Source organism: Klebsiella sp. OBRC7 (assembly GCF_000293135.1).
GTDB classification, from domain to species: domain Bacteria; phylum Pseudomonadota; class Gammaproteobacteria; order Enterobacterales; family Enterobacteriaceae; genus Klebsiella; species Klebsiella michiganensis.
This window is the reverse complement of record NZ_ALNJ01000028.1, coordinates 114,313-129,857: the sequence shown is the minus strand read 5'-3', so window position 1 is coordinate 129,857 and position 15,545 is coordinate 114,313. Positions and strand designations below refer to the sequence as shown.

Sequence of the window (15,545 nt, the reverse complement as noted above, 5' to 3'; positions counted from 1 at the left end):
TATTTCTGGTGAAGTGAATGGACGCACCCTCGATTTTTTCCCGCAAGAAAGTGGCTTATGCCTGCGCAACCCTCTGCTGTCTGCTGTGGGGAAGCTCCTATCCGGCGATTAAAAGCGGCTATGAACTGTTTCAGATTGCCACTGATGATGTGCCGTCTAAAATCGTCTTTGCTGGCTATCGCTTTTTGTTTGCCGGCGCGCTGCTGCTGCTCTTCGCGCTGGCGCAGCGTAAGCCGATTGCCCGCTTGAATCCTCGTCAGTGCGGGCAGCTGGCGATACTGGGCGTCACGCAAACCTCTATCCAGTACGTTTTCTTCTACGTTGGCCTGGCGTTTACCACCGGCGTGAAGGGATCAATTATGAACGCTACCGGTACTTTCTTCAGCGTTCTGCTGGCGCACTTTATCTATCAGAATGACAGGCTGAGCTACAACAAAGCCATCGGCTGTATTGTCGGCTTTGCCGGCGTGATGCTGGTGAACGTTAATCGTTCATTGAGCGATTTTAGCTTTGTCTGGCAGGGTGACGGCTTTGTGGTGCTGGCGGCGTTTATCCTGTCGGCGGCGACGCTATACGGGAAGCGCATTTCGCAGACGGTTGACCCGACGGTGATGACCGGCTGGCAGCTGGCGTTTGGCGGTCTGGTACTCGTCGGCGGCGGCTATCTGACCGGCGGCACCCTTGAGGTTCACAGCGCCGCTGCTGCGCTGGTTCTGGCTTATTTGACGCTGCTCTCTTCTATCGCTTTTGCGCTATGGAGCGTGCTGCTCAAGCATAACCGGGTGAGCATGATTGCGCCGTTCAACTTTGTGGTCCCGGTCGCCGGCACCGTACTGTCGGCCATCTTCCTCGGCGAGAATATTCTTGAACTGAAATATGCGGTTGCGCTGGCGCTGGTGTGCGCCGGGATCTGGTGGGTGAATAAGCCGGGGACAACATCCGGGAAATCGCCACAGCAGGCCGGGTAAGTTACCCGGCCGTGAGGCCTTAACGGACGCGAATAAAGCTGCCGTTCGACTGGCGGGTAAACAGCACCTGCTGGCCGCCGCCGGTATCGATAGTCAGCCCGGTGACTACGCCGCTGGCGTTCTGACGGATCTGTACCGTCTGCCCGGTCTGCAGTGAGCTTAGCGGTTTACCGGCGCCTTCCACCTGGGCCATGGCGTAAACGTCGGTCGGCGGCAGGTTGTGGTCGCGGAACAGCTGCGCGAGAGTTTTCCCCGATTCAATACGGTAGGTCCGCCACTGCTGCTCGATGCCGGGGGTCGACTGCGGCTCCTGATAAGGCTGAGATGCGGTCTGCTGCTGCGGCTGATCCGGCTGTTCATCCTGAATCGGCTCCGGTGCGACCGGCGCCACCTGATCGGCATCGTTGACCGGCGGCGTGTTGGTGATGGGCGGCAGCGGGACCGCCTGATTGCCGGAAGATGGCTGCGACTGGGATTGCAGGTTGAGGTTCGCCTCACGGCTGGCCTGAACCGGGCTGCTGTTATCCTCGGAAGGGAGCAGAACGCCGATAATTACCAGCAGCGCCCCGGCAATGATGCCGCGGCGGTGCATCGGCGGTAGCGGATCCATGAGGCGAAAATGATCCGGGGCGTGCCAGATCTTCGCCAGGGTAGATGTCAATTCAAAGCGCCCGGGCATGGCTTTCCTCCTGCTCCGCATATTTTTATCCTGTAAATAAAGTATATACCCTAAATAATTTAAGTCGCAGGACAAGGTTTGCCTTGAACAGCGCTTGCGCTGGCCCCGTAGGGGCGAGGCCGCAGGCCGAGTAACGCGGCAAGCCAGTAAGTTCCCAGGAGCATAGATAACTATGTGACTGGGGCGCGCTGGCGAAGCCAACGCTCCTGCAACTTAAAGTATGACGGGTATAGATGGCTAACTTCCTGAAGGACGAGACAAAGCTATGTTTCGTGAGGTTAACCTTATCTCTCTATTGTTTCTGTTTCCCTTAGATTTGTCATCATCCAGGCGACAAAGTTTTACCCGTCGTGCTATGGCTGATATGCTTCCCACCTCTTTTCTCCGCTCGCCGCCTTTCGCAATTTGAAGGCCCGGGAGCATGAGAATCCCCACCAAAAAAGGAACAAAGATGGCAACCCCAACTTTTGACACGATCGAAGCACAGGCAAGTTACGGTATCGGCTTGCAGGTTGGACAACAGCTGAGCGAATCTGGCCTGCAGGGGCTGCTGCCGGAAGCGCTGGTCGCCGGTATTGCTGACGCGCTGGAAGGTAAACAGCCGCAGGTGCCGGTGGAAGCCGTTCACCGCGCGCTGCGCGAAATCCACGAACGCGCTGACGCCGTGCGTCGCGAGCGTTTCCAGGAAATGGCCGCGGATGGCGAGAAATACCTGGAAGAAAACCGCGAGCGCGAAGGCGTTAACAGCACCGAGTCTGGCCTGCAGTTCCGCGTTCTGACCCAGGGCGAAGGCCCGATCCCGGCGCGTACTGACCGCGTTCGCGTCCACTACACCGGCAAACTGATCGACGGTACCGTCTTCGATAGCTCCGTCGCACGCGGCGAACCGGCTGAATTCCCGGTGACAGGCGTAATCGGCGGCTGGATTGAAGCGCTGACCCTGATGCCGGTGGGTTCCAAATGGGAACTGACCATTCCGCACAGCCTGGCCTACGGCGAGCGCGGCGCGGGCGCATCCATTCCTCCGTTCAGCACCCTGATTTTTGAAGTTGAACTGCTGGATATTATCTAAACAGCAGGTGCTTCCTCTCCCGTACGGGGGAGGAGGCCGCTTTAAATAGTGTAAAACCCTTAAGTTGAACGTTTTCCGGAGCTTTATATTGCATATCTGCTTAATGGGTGTATTTTTGTGAGCTGTTTCGCGTAACCTGAGTGATATAACACTCACTTTAAACATAAAATTAACATTATATCTAAATCATAGTATTCATCCCTCCGATTCTTACCTAATATCGATAAACCCTCGTTCCAGGGTTAAGACGAATGAAGGGCCAGCAGAGCCCGAACAACACAGACAGGTACAACAGGAAAAAATCACATGGTAGATCAGGTAAAAGTCGCTGCCGACGAACAGGCTCCGACTGAACAATCGCTGCGGCGAAATCTCACTAACCGGCATATTCAGCTTATTGCTATCGGTGGTGCGATCGGCACCGGGCTGTTTATGGGCTCAGGCAAAACCATCAGCCTTGCCGGGCCGTCAATTATTTTTGTTTATATGATCATCGGCTTTATGCTGTTTTTCGTCATGCGCGCCATGGGCGAACTGCTGCTGTCGAATCTCGAATACAAGTCGTTCAGCGATTTTGCCGCCGACCTGCTGGGCCCCTGGGCAGGCTATTTTACCGGCTGGACCTACTGGTTCTGCTGGGTGGTAACCGGGATGGCGGACGTGGTGGCGATCACCGCCTACGCACAGTTCTGGTTCCCGGGTCTCTCCGACTGGGTCGCCTCGCTGGCGGTCATCCTGCTGCTGCTGGGCCTTAACCTCGCCACCGTGAAGATGTTCGGCGAGATGGAGTTCTGGTTTGCGATGATCAAAATCGTCGCTATCGTGGCGCTGATCGTCGTCGGCCTGGTGATGGTGATGATGCACTTCCAGTCACCGACCGGGGTAGAAGCTTCTTTCGCCCATCTGTGGAATGACGGCGGCTGGTTCCCGAAAGGCATCAGCGGATTCTTTGCCGGCTTCCAGATAGCGGTCTTCGCCTTTGTGGGCATCGAACTGGTGGGAACCACGGCGGCGGAAACGAAAGATCCTGAGAAATCCCTGCCGCGGGCGATTAACTCGATTCCAATCCGCATCATTATGTTCTACGTCTTTGCGTTGATCGTGATTATGTCAGTGACGCCGTGGAGCTCCGTCGTGCCGTCAAAGAGCCCGTTCGTTGAGCTGTTTGTGCTGGTCGGGCTGCCGGCGGCGGCAAGCCTGATCAACTTCGTGGTGCTGACCTCGGCGGCCTCTTCCGCTAACAGCGGCGTGTTCTCCACCAGCCGTATGCTGTTCGGTCTGGCGCAGGACGGACAGGCGCCGAAAATGTTCGCCAAGCTGTCGAAGCGTGCGGTACCGGCGAAAGGCCTGACCTTCTCCTGTATGTGTCTGCTGGGCGGCGTGGTCATGCTGATGGTCAATCCAAGCGTGATCGCGGCGTTTACCATGATTACCACGGTGTCGGCGATCCTGTTTATGTTCGTCTGGACGATTATCCTGTGCTCGTATCTGGCCTATCGCAGAAAGCGTCCGCAGCTGCATGAGCAGTCCAAATATAAGATGCCGCTGGGCAAACTGATGTGCTGGGTGTGCATGGCATTCTTCGTCTTTGTGCTAGTCCTGCTGACGCTGGAAGCCGATACCCGCGAAGCGCTGATGGTGACCCCGCTGTGGTTTGTGCTGCTGGGCGCGGGCTGGCTGTTTGCCGGCAAGAAGCGCCTGGTGAAATAAAAAATCTTCGGCAGCGGTTTTTAACGTTGCCTGCAACGGTCCGTCATAAAAAAGGCCACCCGAGGTGGCCAATGAGACTGACAATGTCGAGGGCGCCTGCGGGCGCCTTTTTATTTACTTTCCGGCGAGGGCACGCGGAAACAGGACGTTATTTTCAAGGCTGATGTGCTCCATCAGGTCATCAATCAGCTCGTTGATGCCGTTGTACATCGCTTTCCAGGTAGTGCAGGCTTCCGCCGGCGGCGTCACGTTCTGCGTGATGTGCTTAATCACCTCCAGCAGCTCGCCCGCTTCATCATGCTCGCTTTCCATGACGCTGATAGGACCGCCGGCCTGCGTTCCCATGCCCTGTTTGATCATCGGAAACAGAATCTGCTCCTCTTTCATCATATGGCTCGAAAGCTCCTGGTGCAGCATGGTCAGGTACTTGGTTAAGCCTTTCGGAACGTTGGGCTTGTCGGCGTGAACGCGCTCGACTTTAGTGGCCTGTAAAATCAGCTCCGGCAGCTGCTCGCGATGCCGGTCGTGATAGCGAACGGTAATGTGATCGATGATGTCCGCATAGGGCGCAGCCCGCCAGTCGCGCTCTACCGGCTCTTCCGCCAGTTTGGCCAGCTCGGCTTCAATCACCGCGACGTCCAGCTCTTTGCGCGACGCCACGCGCTCCAGCGTCTGTTTGCCGCCGCAGCAGTAGTCCATATCGTATTGACGGAACAGCGCGGAGGCGCGCGGAATCGTCAGCGCCAGCTCGCCTAAAGGTTGGTCACGGAAAGCCATAGCAGTTACCTCGTCATCAAGAATATAAGTTGTATTTTAAATGCATCTTATGTTTCTGGGAATACCCCTTTAGGATACCAGGCTATTTTTTCTCGCTGACCAGCTCCTGTAGCGCGGGCTTTTCCGGGCGGGCACGCACGGCGGACACCACGCCGAGCACCAGCAGCAGGATACCGCTGAAGGTGAGAAGCGGGGGCAGGCTCTGACGCAGAATAAAGGTATACAGCAGTCCGGCAAGGGTTTCGAAGACGATCAGCGGCCCGAGGATCACCGTTGGCAGGCGCTGGCTGGCAACGTTCCAGCACCATGCGCCGACCCATGAGCAGAAGATAGCGATCGCCAGCATCAGGGTGACAAACACCGCCGGGCGCGGACCGAAAGGCAGTGGAAAGTCCGCGTGCTGGCCGTGTAGCCACCCGCAGGCGATAAGATATCCGGCCAGGGATACCGGCAGGGTCACCAGCGCCTGCGCGGTGGCCCACATCATCGGCGGTTTATCCGGATTTTCCCGCAGCCAGCGGGCGTTGCGCAGCGCGTACCAGGCCCAGCACACCACCGAGATCAACGCCAGCGCGATACCGGAGCCGTAGCGCCACGGGCTGAAATCGGGTAAGCCCTGATGCAGCTCGGCGATATTGACGCACGCCAGGCCGAGGGCAATACAGACCAGCGCCGGGAACAGGCGTCGCCACGGCAGCTTGCCGTCGCGCTGGCTATAGAGCAGGTTGGCGAAAACCGGCAGCACGACCGGCAGAGTGCCGATAATCATCGTCGATACCGGCGCGCCGGTACGCTGAATCGCGCTGGCCAGGCAGACGTAATAGATTAAGTTGCCCATCATGGTCAGCCCCAGCGCCGTCCACCAGTCTTTCCCGGTGAGCTGGCGCAGCCGCACGCGGCCCAGCCAGGCCAGCGGCAGGGCGATCAGCCCCAGCGCCAGATAGCGCCCCATTGACTGTAAAACCGCCGGGTATTCCGGCACCAGTAAAGGACCCACGAATATCAATCCCCACATCAGCCCTGCCAGCAGGGCGTACAGCACACCACTAACCATCACGCCTTCCATTACTCTTTTTGTTGGCGACAGTGTAGGCGAGCCAAAAGCGGGAATATTGTATGAGGTTGCGCATTAGCGCGGGAGAACCTGCTTTTGATAACGCACCGGCGTAATGCCGTAGCGGCGGGTGAACGCGCGGGTCAGGTGCGACTGGTCGGTCAGCCCGGCGGCGAGAGCGACGTCGGCGGCGGGCATGCCGTGGGTGAGAAACGCTTTAGCGCGCCACAGGCGAATCGCCATCAGCATCTGGTGCGGCGTAACGTGGAAGTGCGCTTTGAACTGGCGCTGGAAATGGTACGGGCTCAGTGCCGCCACCTGCGCCAGCTCATCGAGGGTCACCGTACGCATATAGTTATCGTGCAGATAGTCGCGCACCCGCTCGAAGCGGTGGCGGGCTTCGGGCAGCGCAGCGGCGTGATGGGCAAACGGGCGGAAGGTATCGATCAAATCCAGCAGCAGACCCTGCTGCGCCAGCGGATCGTCAGTATGCCACAGGCCGTAGATGAGATTGCCGATTTGCCGGGAGCGCAGGGGATCCTGACGCACCACCTCGCTGAACCACCAGTGGCGCACGCCGGTCACCTCTTCCAGCGTATCCGGGTCGAGATAAATCATCCGATAGCGCCAGCCGTCGGCGGTCTCCGCCTCGCCGGTGTGCAGTTCATCGGGATTCATGGTGACGATAGAGTTGACCGAAGCCACGTGCTGGCTGCCGCGATAGCGAAAACGCTCGGCGCCGAGCTCGATCGCGCCGATACCAAAGGCTTCATGGGTGTGCGGTTCAAAGGCGTAGCGGGAGATATGGGCATGGTACAGCTCAACGCCGGGCAGCTGCGCCAGATGGCGAAAGCGCGCGCTGTCTCTTTCATCACTGAACTGTTCTGGTACGCCTTGCATGTGATAACTCCCGACGGACATCCGTGCATTATTGAGGATGGCCCGCCGGGATGCTACAAAAATTAACCACTATGTAACAGTTACAGAATGCCTTTGACGCTCTCTGCCAGCGTCGTGGTTGGGCGACCGATGAGCTTACTCAGGGTGCAGCTATCGTCGAACAGACCGCCTTTGGACGCGCCGGTATCAGAATCCGCCAGCATATCCGCCAGACCGGCAGGTAGCCCGACGCCCTTCAGCGCGGCGGCGAAGTCGGCTTCGCTGAGGTTTTGATACACCACGTTTTTACCGCTTTGTTTGCTCAGCTCAGCGGCCAGTTCGCTCAGCGTCCACGCCTCATCGCCCGCCAGCTCGTACACTTTTCCGGCGTGGCCCTCTTCGGCGATAACGCGAGCGGCGGCGGCGGCGTAGTCCGCGCGGGTGGCGGAGGCGATTTTGCCGTTACCGGCCGCGCCGATAAACACGCCGTGCTCAATCGACGGCGGCGCGCTGGCGAGATAGTTTTCGGTGTACCAGCCGTTGCGCAGCAGAGCATACGCAATGCCGGAGTCGGCGAGCATTTTCTCGGTGGCGATATGCTCATCCGCCAGCCCCAGCGGGGAGGTATCGGCGTGCAGCAGGCTGGTGTAGGCGATAAATTTTACGCCGGCGGCTTTCGCCGCGTTAATTACGTTACGGTGCTGGACGGCACGCTGGCCGACTTCGCTGGACGAGATCAGCAGCAGTTTGTCCACGCCCTGCAGGGCGGCGGTCAACGCGGCTTCATCGCTGTAGTCGGCCTGACGAACCATCACGCCCTGTTGACTCAGCGATTCGGCCTTCGCCGGGTTGCGCACGATAGCCACAACCTGGCCTGCGGGGACGGTAGTTAACAGATTTTCCAGGACGTGCTGGCCAAGTTGGCCGGTGGCGCCGGTAATGGCGATCATAAGTCTTCTCCTTCGTGTTCATTGGCAGTTGTGGTAAGCTAACACCTTAACTAACTTTTAGTAAGTACGTACAAAAAGGTAAGTGTGAATATGGCGAATCTGACGCTAAGCGAGCAGCTACGCAACGGCAACCTGTTTGCCGAACAGTGCCCCTCGCGGGAAGTGCTCAAGCACGTGACCAGCCGCTGGGGCGTACTGATTTTGGTGTCCCTGCGCGATGGCACCCATCGGTTTAGCGATCTGCGGCGTAAGATCGGCGGCGTTAGCGAAAAGATGCTGGCCCAGTCGTTGCAGGCGCTGGAGCAGGATGGCTTTCTTAACCGCATGTCGTACCCGGTGGTACCGCCGCACGTTGAATATAGTCTGACTCCGCTCGGTGAGCAGGTAAGTGAGAAGGTGGCGGCGCTGGCGGACTGGATTGAGCTGAACCTGCCCGCGGTTCTGGCGAACCACGGACAGGTAGCCTGAGGGGGATGCCTGGGTAGCCCCGGTAGGCGTAGCGCCACCGGGGAACGGGCAATTATTTACTCAAATCCAGCTGATAAATGGCAAAACCGATATCGTCGGTAGCGACCTGGCGCATCGGGTATTGCGCTTTCTCTTTGATAAACGCCGCGGCCTTATCGCCCGGTGAGGTTTCAAAGCGAATATCCAGCGGTACGCTGCTGTGGATCGGCGCCAGGCGCCAGTTGTTATCCGCCGCCGGATGGATCTCGCCGTTTTTCTTCGACTCCGCGCCAATCCACGCCGCCAGCACCGAGCGGTTTTCATCCGGCGAGGCGAACGCGATATGATCCTCGCCGGTGCCCTGGAATTTACCGCCGTAAGCGCGGTAGTTATTGGTCGCGACGAGGAAAGTGGCGTTCGGATCGATTGGCTTGCCGTTAAAGGTCAGGTTTTTAATTCGCTCGGCCTGCGGATTAACGGGCTTACATTCGCCGTCATAGCGCGCCGGCTGGGTGATATCGATCTGATAGTTCACGCCGTCAATCACGTCGAAGTTGTAGGTGCGGAAGCCGTCCCAGTTAATCAGCGACTGCGGCTTGCTGCTGGCGGGGTCAATCTGATTGAACTGCCCGGCGGAGCACTCCAGCCACTCTTTCACCTCTTTACCGCTCACTTTCATCACCACCAGGGTGTTGGGATACAGGTAGAGATCGGCGGCGTTGCGGAAGGTGAGCTGACCTTTTTCCACTTCCACAAAGCTGGCCGGATCGTTTTTCCGTCCGCCGACTTTAAACGGCGCGGCGGCGGAGAGTACGGGCAGCTTCGCCAAATCCGGGTCGCCCTGAATATAGTGCTCCACATAGGCTTTCTGGGCCATGTTGACCACCTGTACGGTCGGGTCATCCTGCACCAGCGCCAGATAGCTGTACATATTATCCGAGGATTTACCGATCGGTTTGCCGACAAACTCGCGGGTGGCGTCATGGTCGGCTTTTAATACCGCCACCATATTGCTGTCTTCTGCCGCCAGCGATTTCTTCGCCGCCGCATCGTAGATCGGGCGAGCTTCGGCTTTCGCTGCGCTGACCTGCCATTTGCCGCTGGCGTTGTTCAGAACCAGATCGACCACCCCAAGATGATCGCCCCACATGCCCGGCATCACCGCCGGTACGCCGTTCAGCGTACCTTTCGCGATATCCGCGCCTTTAATACCGGCAAAATCTTTGCTCGGGAAGACGGCGTGCGCGTGGCCGAACATAATGGCATCGACGCCGGGCACCTGGCTTAAATAGTAAACGGAGTTCTCCGCCATTGCCTGATACGGGTCGGCGGAGAGGCCGGAGTGGGCAATGACCACCACCACATCCGCGCCTTTTTCACGCATTTCCGGGACAAACTTGCGCGCGGTTGCGGTAATGTCGTTGACGGTGACTTTGCCGCTGAGATTGGCTTTATCCCAGGTCATAATCTGCGGCGGTACGAAGCCGATATAGCCAATGCGCAGCGTCTGCGTTTTGCCGTCGCTATCCTGTACCTGGGTATCCTGAATCAGATAAGGCGTAAACATCGGTTTGCCGGTTTTGGCATCGATGATATTAGCGTTCACGTAGGGGAATTTCGCGCCGGCCAGCGCTTTGTGCAGGAAGTCGAGCCCGTAGTTAAACTCGTGGTTGCCGAGGTTACCCACCGCATAGTCCAGGGTATTCATCGCCTTGTAGACCGGATGAACATCGCCCTCTTTCAACCCTTTCGCCGCCATATAGTCGCCCAGCGGGCTGCCCTGAATAACGTCGCCGTTATCGACCAGCACGCTGTTTTTGGCTTCCTGGCGCGCTTTCTCAATCAGGGTTGCGGTACGCACCAGGCCAAATTTTTCCGTGGCGCTGTCTTTGTAATAGTCAAAGTCCATCATATTACTGTGCAGATCGGTGGTTTCCATGATTCGCAAATCGACCGTCGCCGCATTTACGCTGGCGGCGATCAGCGTGGCCAGCAGCGTTGCGCTAAACTTAATCATCAGTGGCGTCCTTTTTTATGAGCAATGGCACAGAAGAAAATGTATTTACATTCTGTTGCTTACAGAAATGTGAATCATGCCAGAAAAGCGGTGAAGGAAACCGCCATCGTTATCACAGATAGCGGAACTCACAATGATGCGATATAAATAAAACAACGAGTTAACGCCACTGTAACCAGACGAGGTGGAGAATGTTAGAACAAGTATGTCAGCTAGCACGGAACGCGGGCGATGCCATCATGGAAGTTTACGATGGAAAACAGCCGATGGACGTTGCCAGCAAGAAGGACGATTCTCCGGTCACGGCCGCGGATATTGCGGCGCACAAGGTGATTATCAGCGGCCTGCTGGCGCTGACGCCCGATATTCCGGTTCTGTCGGAAGAGGACCCGCCGGCCTGGGAGGTGCGACAGCACTGGCAGCGCTACTGGCTGGTGGACCCGCTGGACGGCACCAAAGAGTTTATCAAGCGCAACGGCGAGTTCACGGTCAATATCGCCTTGATTGAGAACGGGAAGCCGATCCTTGGCGTGGTCTACGCGCCGGTGATGAAGGTGATGTACAGCGCGGAAAAGGGCAAAGCGTGGAAAGAGGAGTGCGGCGTTCGCAAGCAGATTCAGGTCCGCGATGCGCGTCCGCCGCTGGTGGTGATTAGCCGCTCCCACGGCAATGACCCGGAGCTGCAGGAGTATCTGGAGCAGCTTGGCGAACACCAGACCACCTCAATCGGTTCATCGCTGAAGTTCTGTCTGGTCGCCGAAGGGCAGGCCCAGCTTTATCCGCGCTTCGGGCCGACCTCCACCTGGGACACCGCGGCCGGTCATGCGGTCGCCAGCGCCGCCGGGGCGCACGTTCACGACTGGCAGGGGCGTACCCTTGATTACACGCCGCGTGAATCGTTCCTCAACCCTGGCTTCCGGGTGTCTATTTATTGAGCAGCTTGTGCAGCAGGGCAACCACCTGCTGCACCTCTTCCTGGCTAAGCGCGCCGTCTTTAGCCCACTGTACGCGGCCGTCATTATCCAGCACCACGATGGCCGAACTCTCTTCATTAAGCTGCCACGCTTTGCGGACCACACCGTTGCTGTCGACGATAAACTGCGACCAGGGGTAGAGCTGCTTGTTGCTCTCAATACTGCTGCGGACAAACATGCCTGAACCCGGGATAGCGTCATCGGTATTGACGATAGTGGTGGTTTGATAGCGATCGTGCGGGAGCTTCGCGCTTTTAATTGCTTCAATCAGGGTCGCGTTTTTTTCTTTTGCCGACGAGCGCCCGGCAATATGCTGCACGACGCGCACTTTCCCCACCAGCTGCGCGCTATTCCAGCTTTTATAGCTAAACTTATCGTTATTCAGTACCAGCTCCCCCCGATCCGCGACGCCGACCGGCGCAACGCGCTGACCATCGACAAAGTTATGCGCCGACGCCATCAGCGGGAACAGGAGACATGAAACGGCCAGTAATCTACGTAGGGTCATGATGTTTCCTTTTATTATCTGTGCAGGTGATCCGACCACTTGGTCTGCTTTAATCATAAGTGCGATTTATGGGCATTACCCGCAATGATGGTGCCAGTTTGCGTGTTGACGCACAATTCCATCTAAAATCGGCGACTTATACTACCTTCATCGGATGCCTGAAACGAAAACTCTGAATTATTGTCATCATAAGGTAAATAAACTTATACAAACTGGGTATCACTCAGATTCTGGACTATAGTTTCAGGGCATTAAAATTTGCGATTCCGGTACGTGGGCTAACTGTGGCACCACAGGAGCGTAACCCTGGCAGGAGACAACAATGAAAATTTTCCAACGCTACAACCCGCTACAAGTAGCGAAGTACGTGAAGATCCTGTTCCGTGGACGTTTGTATATCAAGGACGTTGGCGCTTTTGAGTTTGATAAGGGCAAAATCCTTATCCCGAAGGTTAAGGACAAGCTGCATTTGTCAGTGATGTCTGAAGTCAACCGCCAGGTGAGCCGTCTGCAAACAGAGATGGCATAACCTGAAAAGAGGTATGACTACACGGTAAAAAGGCGGCTCCCCAAGGGAGCCGTTGATGTTTCTGGACCTATCCCTTCATTTCCGCATAGCGTTTACGGTACTCGCCCGGGGGAATGCCGTTATGTTTACGGAAAATGCGCGTGAAATAGACCGGGTCTCCGTAACCTACCGACAGGGCGATTTTGTTAAGCGGTAGGGAGGTGCTCTGGATCAGCCACCTCGCGCGGTTGATGCGCTGCGCCTCGCGCCAGGCGTAAACCGTTTGCCCCAGCTCATTTTTGAACAAATGCGCCAGCCGCGAAGGGGAGAGGAAAACCATCGCCGCCAGGGTCTCGATCTTCATCTCCTGGGCAATATGTTCGTTAAGATAGTCGCATACGGCGTTAATCCGCGGGTCGTGGGCGTGGCGGTTGCTGATCGGCTGTTGCTGAAAGCAGTTCAGGATCAGGCGCTCCAGCGCATTCATCGCCAGCGCCTCCGACAGCGGGGCGGAAGCAGAGTGGTGGCGGATAACCTCATAGAACAGATCGCGCAGACTCTGCAGCTGCTCAGGATCGTTGACCGTGGTTTTACCAATGCCGTGGGTCGTTTGATCCCATTTTAGCCAGTCTATCCAGTAGGGCCGGGGGATGAAGTAGATCCATAAATGATCCCAGTATTCGCTGTGTTCGTCCCGTCCGTAATGGTGGGGAACGCCGGGCGGGAAGAGCAGCAGATCGTTTTCGCGACACAGAAGGGAGCCGTCTCCTGCTTTCGCGCGCGCCTGGCCGCGCAGCGTCAGATTGATGATGTAACCTTTCATCCCCTGCGGGCGGTTTATGTAGTAGTCCAGCTTTGAGCCGCGGGTGATGGGGGTAAAGCCGGCGACGACCCAGGCGTTGAAGGTAAAGGTCTTCATCAATGGCGAGAAGTTCAGTAGCTCATTGATATCCAGTTCCATCGTTTCTCCCGCCCGATCGCCGCCGTCCGCTTAACTTTCGATGATAGTAAAATCCCATGCCTTGAGGCGCAACGGCTGGCCGCAGCTAACTTTTTCCCCGCTCAACAGCGCGTTGCCCGATGTCTCGCTGATAAACGCCTGCGGTTCGCCGGAGTAGTTGAACAGGAAGTGGATGCTGTTGCCATCGCGGTTGCGCATCTTTTTGACCACCAGCGGATAGCGGTAGGCCGATGTACGTGAACGCAGATCCAGTCCTGCGGTCAGGCGATCGAACAGCTGGCTAATCAGCGTTTTCTGCGGCAGAAAGCCAACGTAAATCGCCCGACCCTGAGCGTAATCCGCCTCGGTGGCGGCGGCATAGTCGCCCCATGCCGGATGCTGATAGCGCAGTAGCGTACGGGTACCGGCGTCCGGCGTCAGCAGCTCCATCCACAGCTCGGCCTGATTGTCTTGACGGCAATCAATGTCCGCGCTGCAGGCGCTTACCGTGGTTTCTTCCGGCAGGGTGAATTGACTGTAGCTCACGCCGCAGCTCTCGCGCAAAATTCCCGGCTGCGCGCCGCTGCGCACCTTCACGTTTTCATCGCTAAAGCCCGATTTAAAGCCGATCAGCGCTCTGCCGCCCTGCTCGATATAGCGGTTGATGCGCGTCAGCAGGCCATCATCGGCGGCGTAGAGTCCGGGTACGATCAGCGCGCGGTAGCGCGCGGTTTCCTCGTTAACATCGTGGATAATATCGAGGCTGATATTGTGGTCGTACAGCGCATCGTGGAAGCGGCGGAAAATATCGTTATAAATATTGCCCTGCGCGTCGCCGGGGCGGAACTGGTTAAGGGCGTCCATCGCCTCATTGCTTATCAGCAGCGCGACGTCGTTTTCAGCCTGCAGCTCCGCCAGCTGCGGCGACAGGCGGGCAAAGTCAGCCCCGATAGTGGTGGCCTCCTGCCAGGTCGCGTTGCGTGAAAAGTCATGGCTTAACAGCCCTTTCCAGTAAGTTTCGAACGCGTTATGAATCGAATGCCAATGCCAGTAAGAGACCATCGCCGCCCCCGAGGCCACGTGGCTAAAGGCCTGCAGGCGCAGCTGGCCCGGATAAGGAGTCCATTGGGCAAAGCCCTGCGCCTGGGTTTCCAGCACGAAGTAATTCTTACCCCGCTTGAGCGAGCGCGTAATGGCGCCGCCAAACGCGATTTCCCGCCCGGTCAGGTGCTTCTGGCTCGGGTGATAGATATCGACACCGGCAATATCCAGCGCCTGCGCCGCCGCAAAATGGTCGACTCGCGGCTGCACGCCGTAGGAGTAGCCGCGCCATTCAAAATCGAAGTTATGGGTGACGAACTGATGCGGCTGGGCATATTCGCGCACGATCTCCGCCTGCCAGGCGAGATACTCCGTCACCTGCTGGCGCTGGTAGCGAGAGAACGCGCAGGCGAGGCTGGCGTTAATGGTATTCTCGACCGGCGGAAAATCCTGCCAGCTATCAATACGGTTGCTCCAGTAGTCCAGACCAAAATCGTTATTCAACCGGTCGAGATCGGGGTATTTTTCCCGCAGGCTGCGCACAAAACCCTCCTGCATATAGCGGCCGATATTATCGTAATGCTTGGTTTCATTATCCAGCTGCCAGCCAATAATCGCCGGATGGTGCTGCACGTGCGTCATTAGCGTACGGATAATCTTTTCGGCATAGCGGCGAAAGGTCGGGTTGACGATATCCATAATCTGGCGCGGGCCATATTTTTGCTGCCCGTTGACGGTAGTGACCAGAATATCGGGGTGTTTCGCCGCCAGCCAGGCCGGGACGGCGTAGGTTGGTGTGCCGATAATCACCGCGATCCCCGCTTTATGCATGGCATTCAGCACCCGGTCGATATGGTAGAAGTTATATTCACCCTCCCGGGGCTCCAGCGTACTCCAGGTCGATTCGGCAATCCGCACCACGTTAATGCCCGTTTCCAGCATTAAGGCGATATCTTTCGCCAGCCGATCTTCCGGCATATATTCATCGTAATAGGCCACGCCATAAAATAAATCAGACATA

General features: G+C 57.3%; 15 protein-coding genes. 6 read left to right on the top strand and 9 right to left on the bottom strand.

Going from position 1 to position 15,545, the window contains the following annotated elements; genetic code table 11:
- Positions 1–17: 17 nt before the first annotated feature.
- On the top strand, positions 18–968 hold the full coding sequence (locus HMPREF1144_RS07805; protein WP_009652306.1) for a DMT family transporter: 951 nt from the start codon (positions 18–20) through the stop codon (positions 966–968).
- Between the two features lie 19 nt (positions 969–987).
- Here HMPREF1144_RS07805 and HMPREF1144_RS07800 read toward each other — a convergent pair whose 3' ends face one another.
- Positions 988–1,647, bottom strand: coding sequence for a LysM-like peptidoglycan-binding domain-containing protein (locus HMPREF1144_RS07800; RefSeq protein WP_004098005.1), 660 nt, complete (start codon positions 1,645–1,647; stop codon positions 988–990).
- Positions 1,648–2,098: 451 nt separating this feature from the next.
- Between HMPREF1144_RS07800 and fklB the strand changes: the two genes are divergently transcribed.
- Positions 2,099–2,719, top strand: a complete 621-nt coding sequence (fklB, locus tag HMPREF1144_RS07795; RefSeq protein WP_004098007.1) for an FKBP-type peptidyl-prolyl cis-trans isomerase — start codon at positions 2,099–2,101, stop codon at positions 2,717–2,719.
- Between the two features lie 306 nt (positions 2,720–3,025).
- Positions 3,026–4,429 (top strand): D-serine/D-alanine/glycine transporter, encoded by a 1,404-nt coding sequence (cycA, locus tag HMPREF1144_RS07790; RefSeq protein ID WP_004098008.1) that lies wholly within the window; start codon positions 3,026–3,028, stop codon positions 4,427–4,429.
- 114 nt (positions 4,430–4,543) lie between these two features.
- Here cycA and ytfE read toward each other — a convergent pair whose 3' ends face one another.
- The 4 genes from ytfE to HMPREF1144_RS07770 all read right to left on the bottom strand — a co-directional run bounded on the left by ytfE (position 4,544) and on the right by HMPREF1144_RS07770 (position 8,089).
- The gene (gene ytfE / locus HMPREF1144_RS07785; protein WP_009652330.1) at positions 4,544–5,206 is read right to left on the bottom strand and encodes an iron-sulfur cluster repair protein YtfE; all 663 of its coding nucleotides are present in this window, start codon (positions 5,204–5,206) and stop codon (positions 4,544–4,546) included.
- A gap of 82 nt (positions 5,207–5,288) precedes the next feature.
- Positions 5,289–6,260, bottom strand: coding sequence for a DMT family transporter (locus HMPREF1144_RS07780; protein ID WP_009652298.1), 972 nt, complete (start codon positions 6,258–6,260; stop codon positions 5,289–5,291).
- 75 nt (positions 6,261–6,335) lie between these two features.
- Positions 6,336–7,160, bottom strand: a complete 825-nt coding sequence (locus HMPREF1144_RS07775; protein ID WP_004098011.1) for an AraC family transcriptional regulator — start codon at positions 7,158–7,160, stop codon at positions 6,336–6,338.
- An 80-nt stretch (positions 7,161–7,240) separates the two neighbouring features.
- On the bottom strand, positions 7,241–8,089 hold the full coding sequence (locus HMPREF1144_RS07770; RefSeq protein ID WP_009652305.1) for an SDR family oxidoreductase: 849 nt from the start codon (positions 8,087–8,089) through the stop codon (positions 7,241–7,243).
- Positions 8,090–8,179: 90 nt separating this feature from the next.
- Here HMPREF1144_RS07770 and HMPREF1144_RS07765 point away from each other — a divergent pair, with 90 nt between their 5' ends.
- Positions 8,180–8,557, top strand: coding sequence for a winged helix-turn-helix transcriptional regulator (locus HMPREF1144_RS07765; RefSeq protein WP_009652333.1), 378 nt, complete (start codon positions 8,180–8,182; stop codon positions 8,555–8,557).
- Between the two features lie 52 nt (positions 8,558–8,609).
- On the opposite strand, the gene HMPREF1144_RS07760 is transcribed toward HMPREF1144_RS07765, so the two are convergent.
- Positions 8,610–10,553 carry a bifunctional 2',3'-cyclic-nucleotide 2'-phosphodiesterase/3'-nucleotidase gene (locus HMPREF1144_RS07760; protein ID WP_009652338.1) on the bottom strand — a complete coding sequence of 648 codons (1,944 nt, stop codon included), beginning with the start codon at positions 10,551–10,553 and terminating at the stop codon, positions 8,610–8,612.
- A 191-nt stretch (positions 10,554–10,744) separates the two neighbouring features.
- On the opposite strand from HMPREF1144_RS07760, the gene cysQ reads away from it, so the two are divergent.
- On the top strand, positions 10,745–11,488 hold the full coding sequence (cysQ, locus tag HMPREF1144_RS07755; RefSeq protein ID WP_004098019.1) for a 3'(2'),5'-bisphosphate nucleotidase CysQ: 744 nt from the start codon (positions 10,745–10,747) through the stop codon (positions 11,486–11,488).
- Here the strand turns inward: cysQ and HMPREF1144_RS07750 are convergent.
- Entirely contained in the window at positions 11,478–12,035 is a 558-nt protein-coding gene (locus HMPREF1144_RS07750) for a YtfJ family protein (protein ID WP_004098021.1), read from the bottom strand. The genes cysQ and HMPREF1144_RS07750 overlap by 11 nt on opposite strands.
- 322 nt (positions 12,036–12,357) lie before the next feature.
- On the opposite strand from HMPREF1144_RS07750, the gene HMPREF1144_RS07745 reads away from it, so the two are divergent.
- Positions 12,358–12,564, top strand: a complete 207-nt coding sequence (locus HMPREF1144_RS07745) for a DUF1107 domain-containing protein (RefSeq protein ID WP_004098023.1) — start codon at positions 12,358–12,360, stop codon at positions 12,562–12,564.
- A 67-nt stretch (positions 12,565–12,631) separates the two neighbouring features.
- Here HMPREF1144_RS07745 and araC read toward each other — a convergent pair whose 3' ends face one another.
- Both araC and HMPREF1144_RS07735 read right to left on the bottom strand, forming a co-directional pair.
- Positions 12,632–13,504, bottom strand: coding sequence for an arabinose operon transcriptional regulator AraC (gene araC / locus HMPREF1144_RS07740; RefSeq protein ID WP_009652293.1), 873 nt, complete (start codon positions 13,502–13,504; stop codon positions 12,632–12,634).
- Between the two features lie 30 nt (positions 13,505–13,534).
- On the bottom strand, positions 13,535–15,544 hold the full coding sequence (locus HMPREF1144_RS07735) for a beta-galactosidase (protein ID WP_004098026.1): 2,010 nt from the start codon (positions 15,542–15,544) through the stop codon (positions 13,535–13,537).
- Position 15,545 lies beyond the last annotated feature (1 nt).

Excerpts from the sequence above, each read along its gene's own strand:
- HMPREF1144_RS07805 (WP_009652306.1), top strand. The coding sequence starts at position 18 with ATGGACGCACCCTCGATTTTTTCCCGCAAGAAAGTGGCTTATGCCTGC.
- HMPREF1144_RS07800 (WP_004098005.1), bottom strand. The coding sequence starts at position 1,647 with ATGCCCGGGCGCTTTGAATTGACATCTACCCTGGCGAAGATCTGGCAC.
- fklB (WP_004098007.1), top strand. The coding sequence starts at position 2,099 with ATGGCAACCCCAACTTTTGACACGATCGAAGCACAGGCAAGTTACGGT.
- cycA (WP_004098008.1), top strand. The coding sequence starts at position 3,026 with ATGGTAGATCAGGTAAAAGTCGCTGCCGACGAACAGGCTCCGACTGAA.
- ytfE (WP_009652330.1), bottom strand. The coding sequence starts at position 5,206 with ATGGCTTTCCGTGACCAACCTTTAGGCGAGCTGGCGCTGACGATTCCG.
- HMPREF1144_RS07780 (WP_009652298.1), bottom strand. The coding sequence starts at position 6,260 with ATGGTTAGTGGTGTGCTGTACGCCCTGCTGGCAGGGCTGATGTGGGGA.
- HMPREF1144_RS07775 (WP_004098011.1), bottom strand. The coding sequence starts at position 7,160 with ATGCAAGGCGTACCAGAACAGTTCAGTGATGAAAGAGACAGCGCGCGC.
- HMPREF1144_RS07770 (WP_009652305.1), bottom strand. The coding sequence starts at position 8,089 with ATGATCGCCATTACCGGCGCCACCGGCCAACTTGGCCAGCACGTCCTG.
- HMPREF1144_RS07765 (WP_009652333.1), top strand. The coding sequence starts at position 8,180 with ATGGCGAATCTGACGCTAAGCGAGCAGCTACGCAACGGCAACCTGTTT.
- HMPREF1144_RS07760 (WP_009652338.1), bottom strand. The coding sequence starts at position 10,553 with ATGATTAAGTTTAGCGCAACGCTGCTGGCCACGCTGATCGCCGCCAGC.
- cysQ (WP_004098019.1), top strand. The coding sequence starts at position 10,745 with ATGTTAGAACAAGTATGTCAGCTAGCACGGAACGCGGGCGATGCCATC.
- HMPREF1144_RS07750 (WP_004098021.1), bottom strand. The coding sequence starts at position 12,035 with ATGACCCTACGTAGATTACTGGCCGTTTCATGTCTCCTGTTCCCGCTG.
- HMPREF1144_RS07745 (WP_004098023.1), top strand. The coding sequence starts at position 12,358 with ATGAAAATTTTCCAACGCTACAACCCGCTACAAGTAGCGAAGTACGTG.
- araC (WP_009652293.1), bottom strand. The coding sequence starts at position 13,504 with ATGGAACTGGATATCAATGAGCTACTGAACTTCTCGCCATTGATGAAG.
- HMPREF1144_RS07735 (WP_004098026.1), bottom strand. The coding sequence starts at position 15,544 with ATGTCTGATTTATTTTATGGCGTGGCCTATTACGATGAATATATGCCG.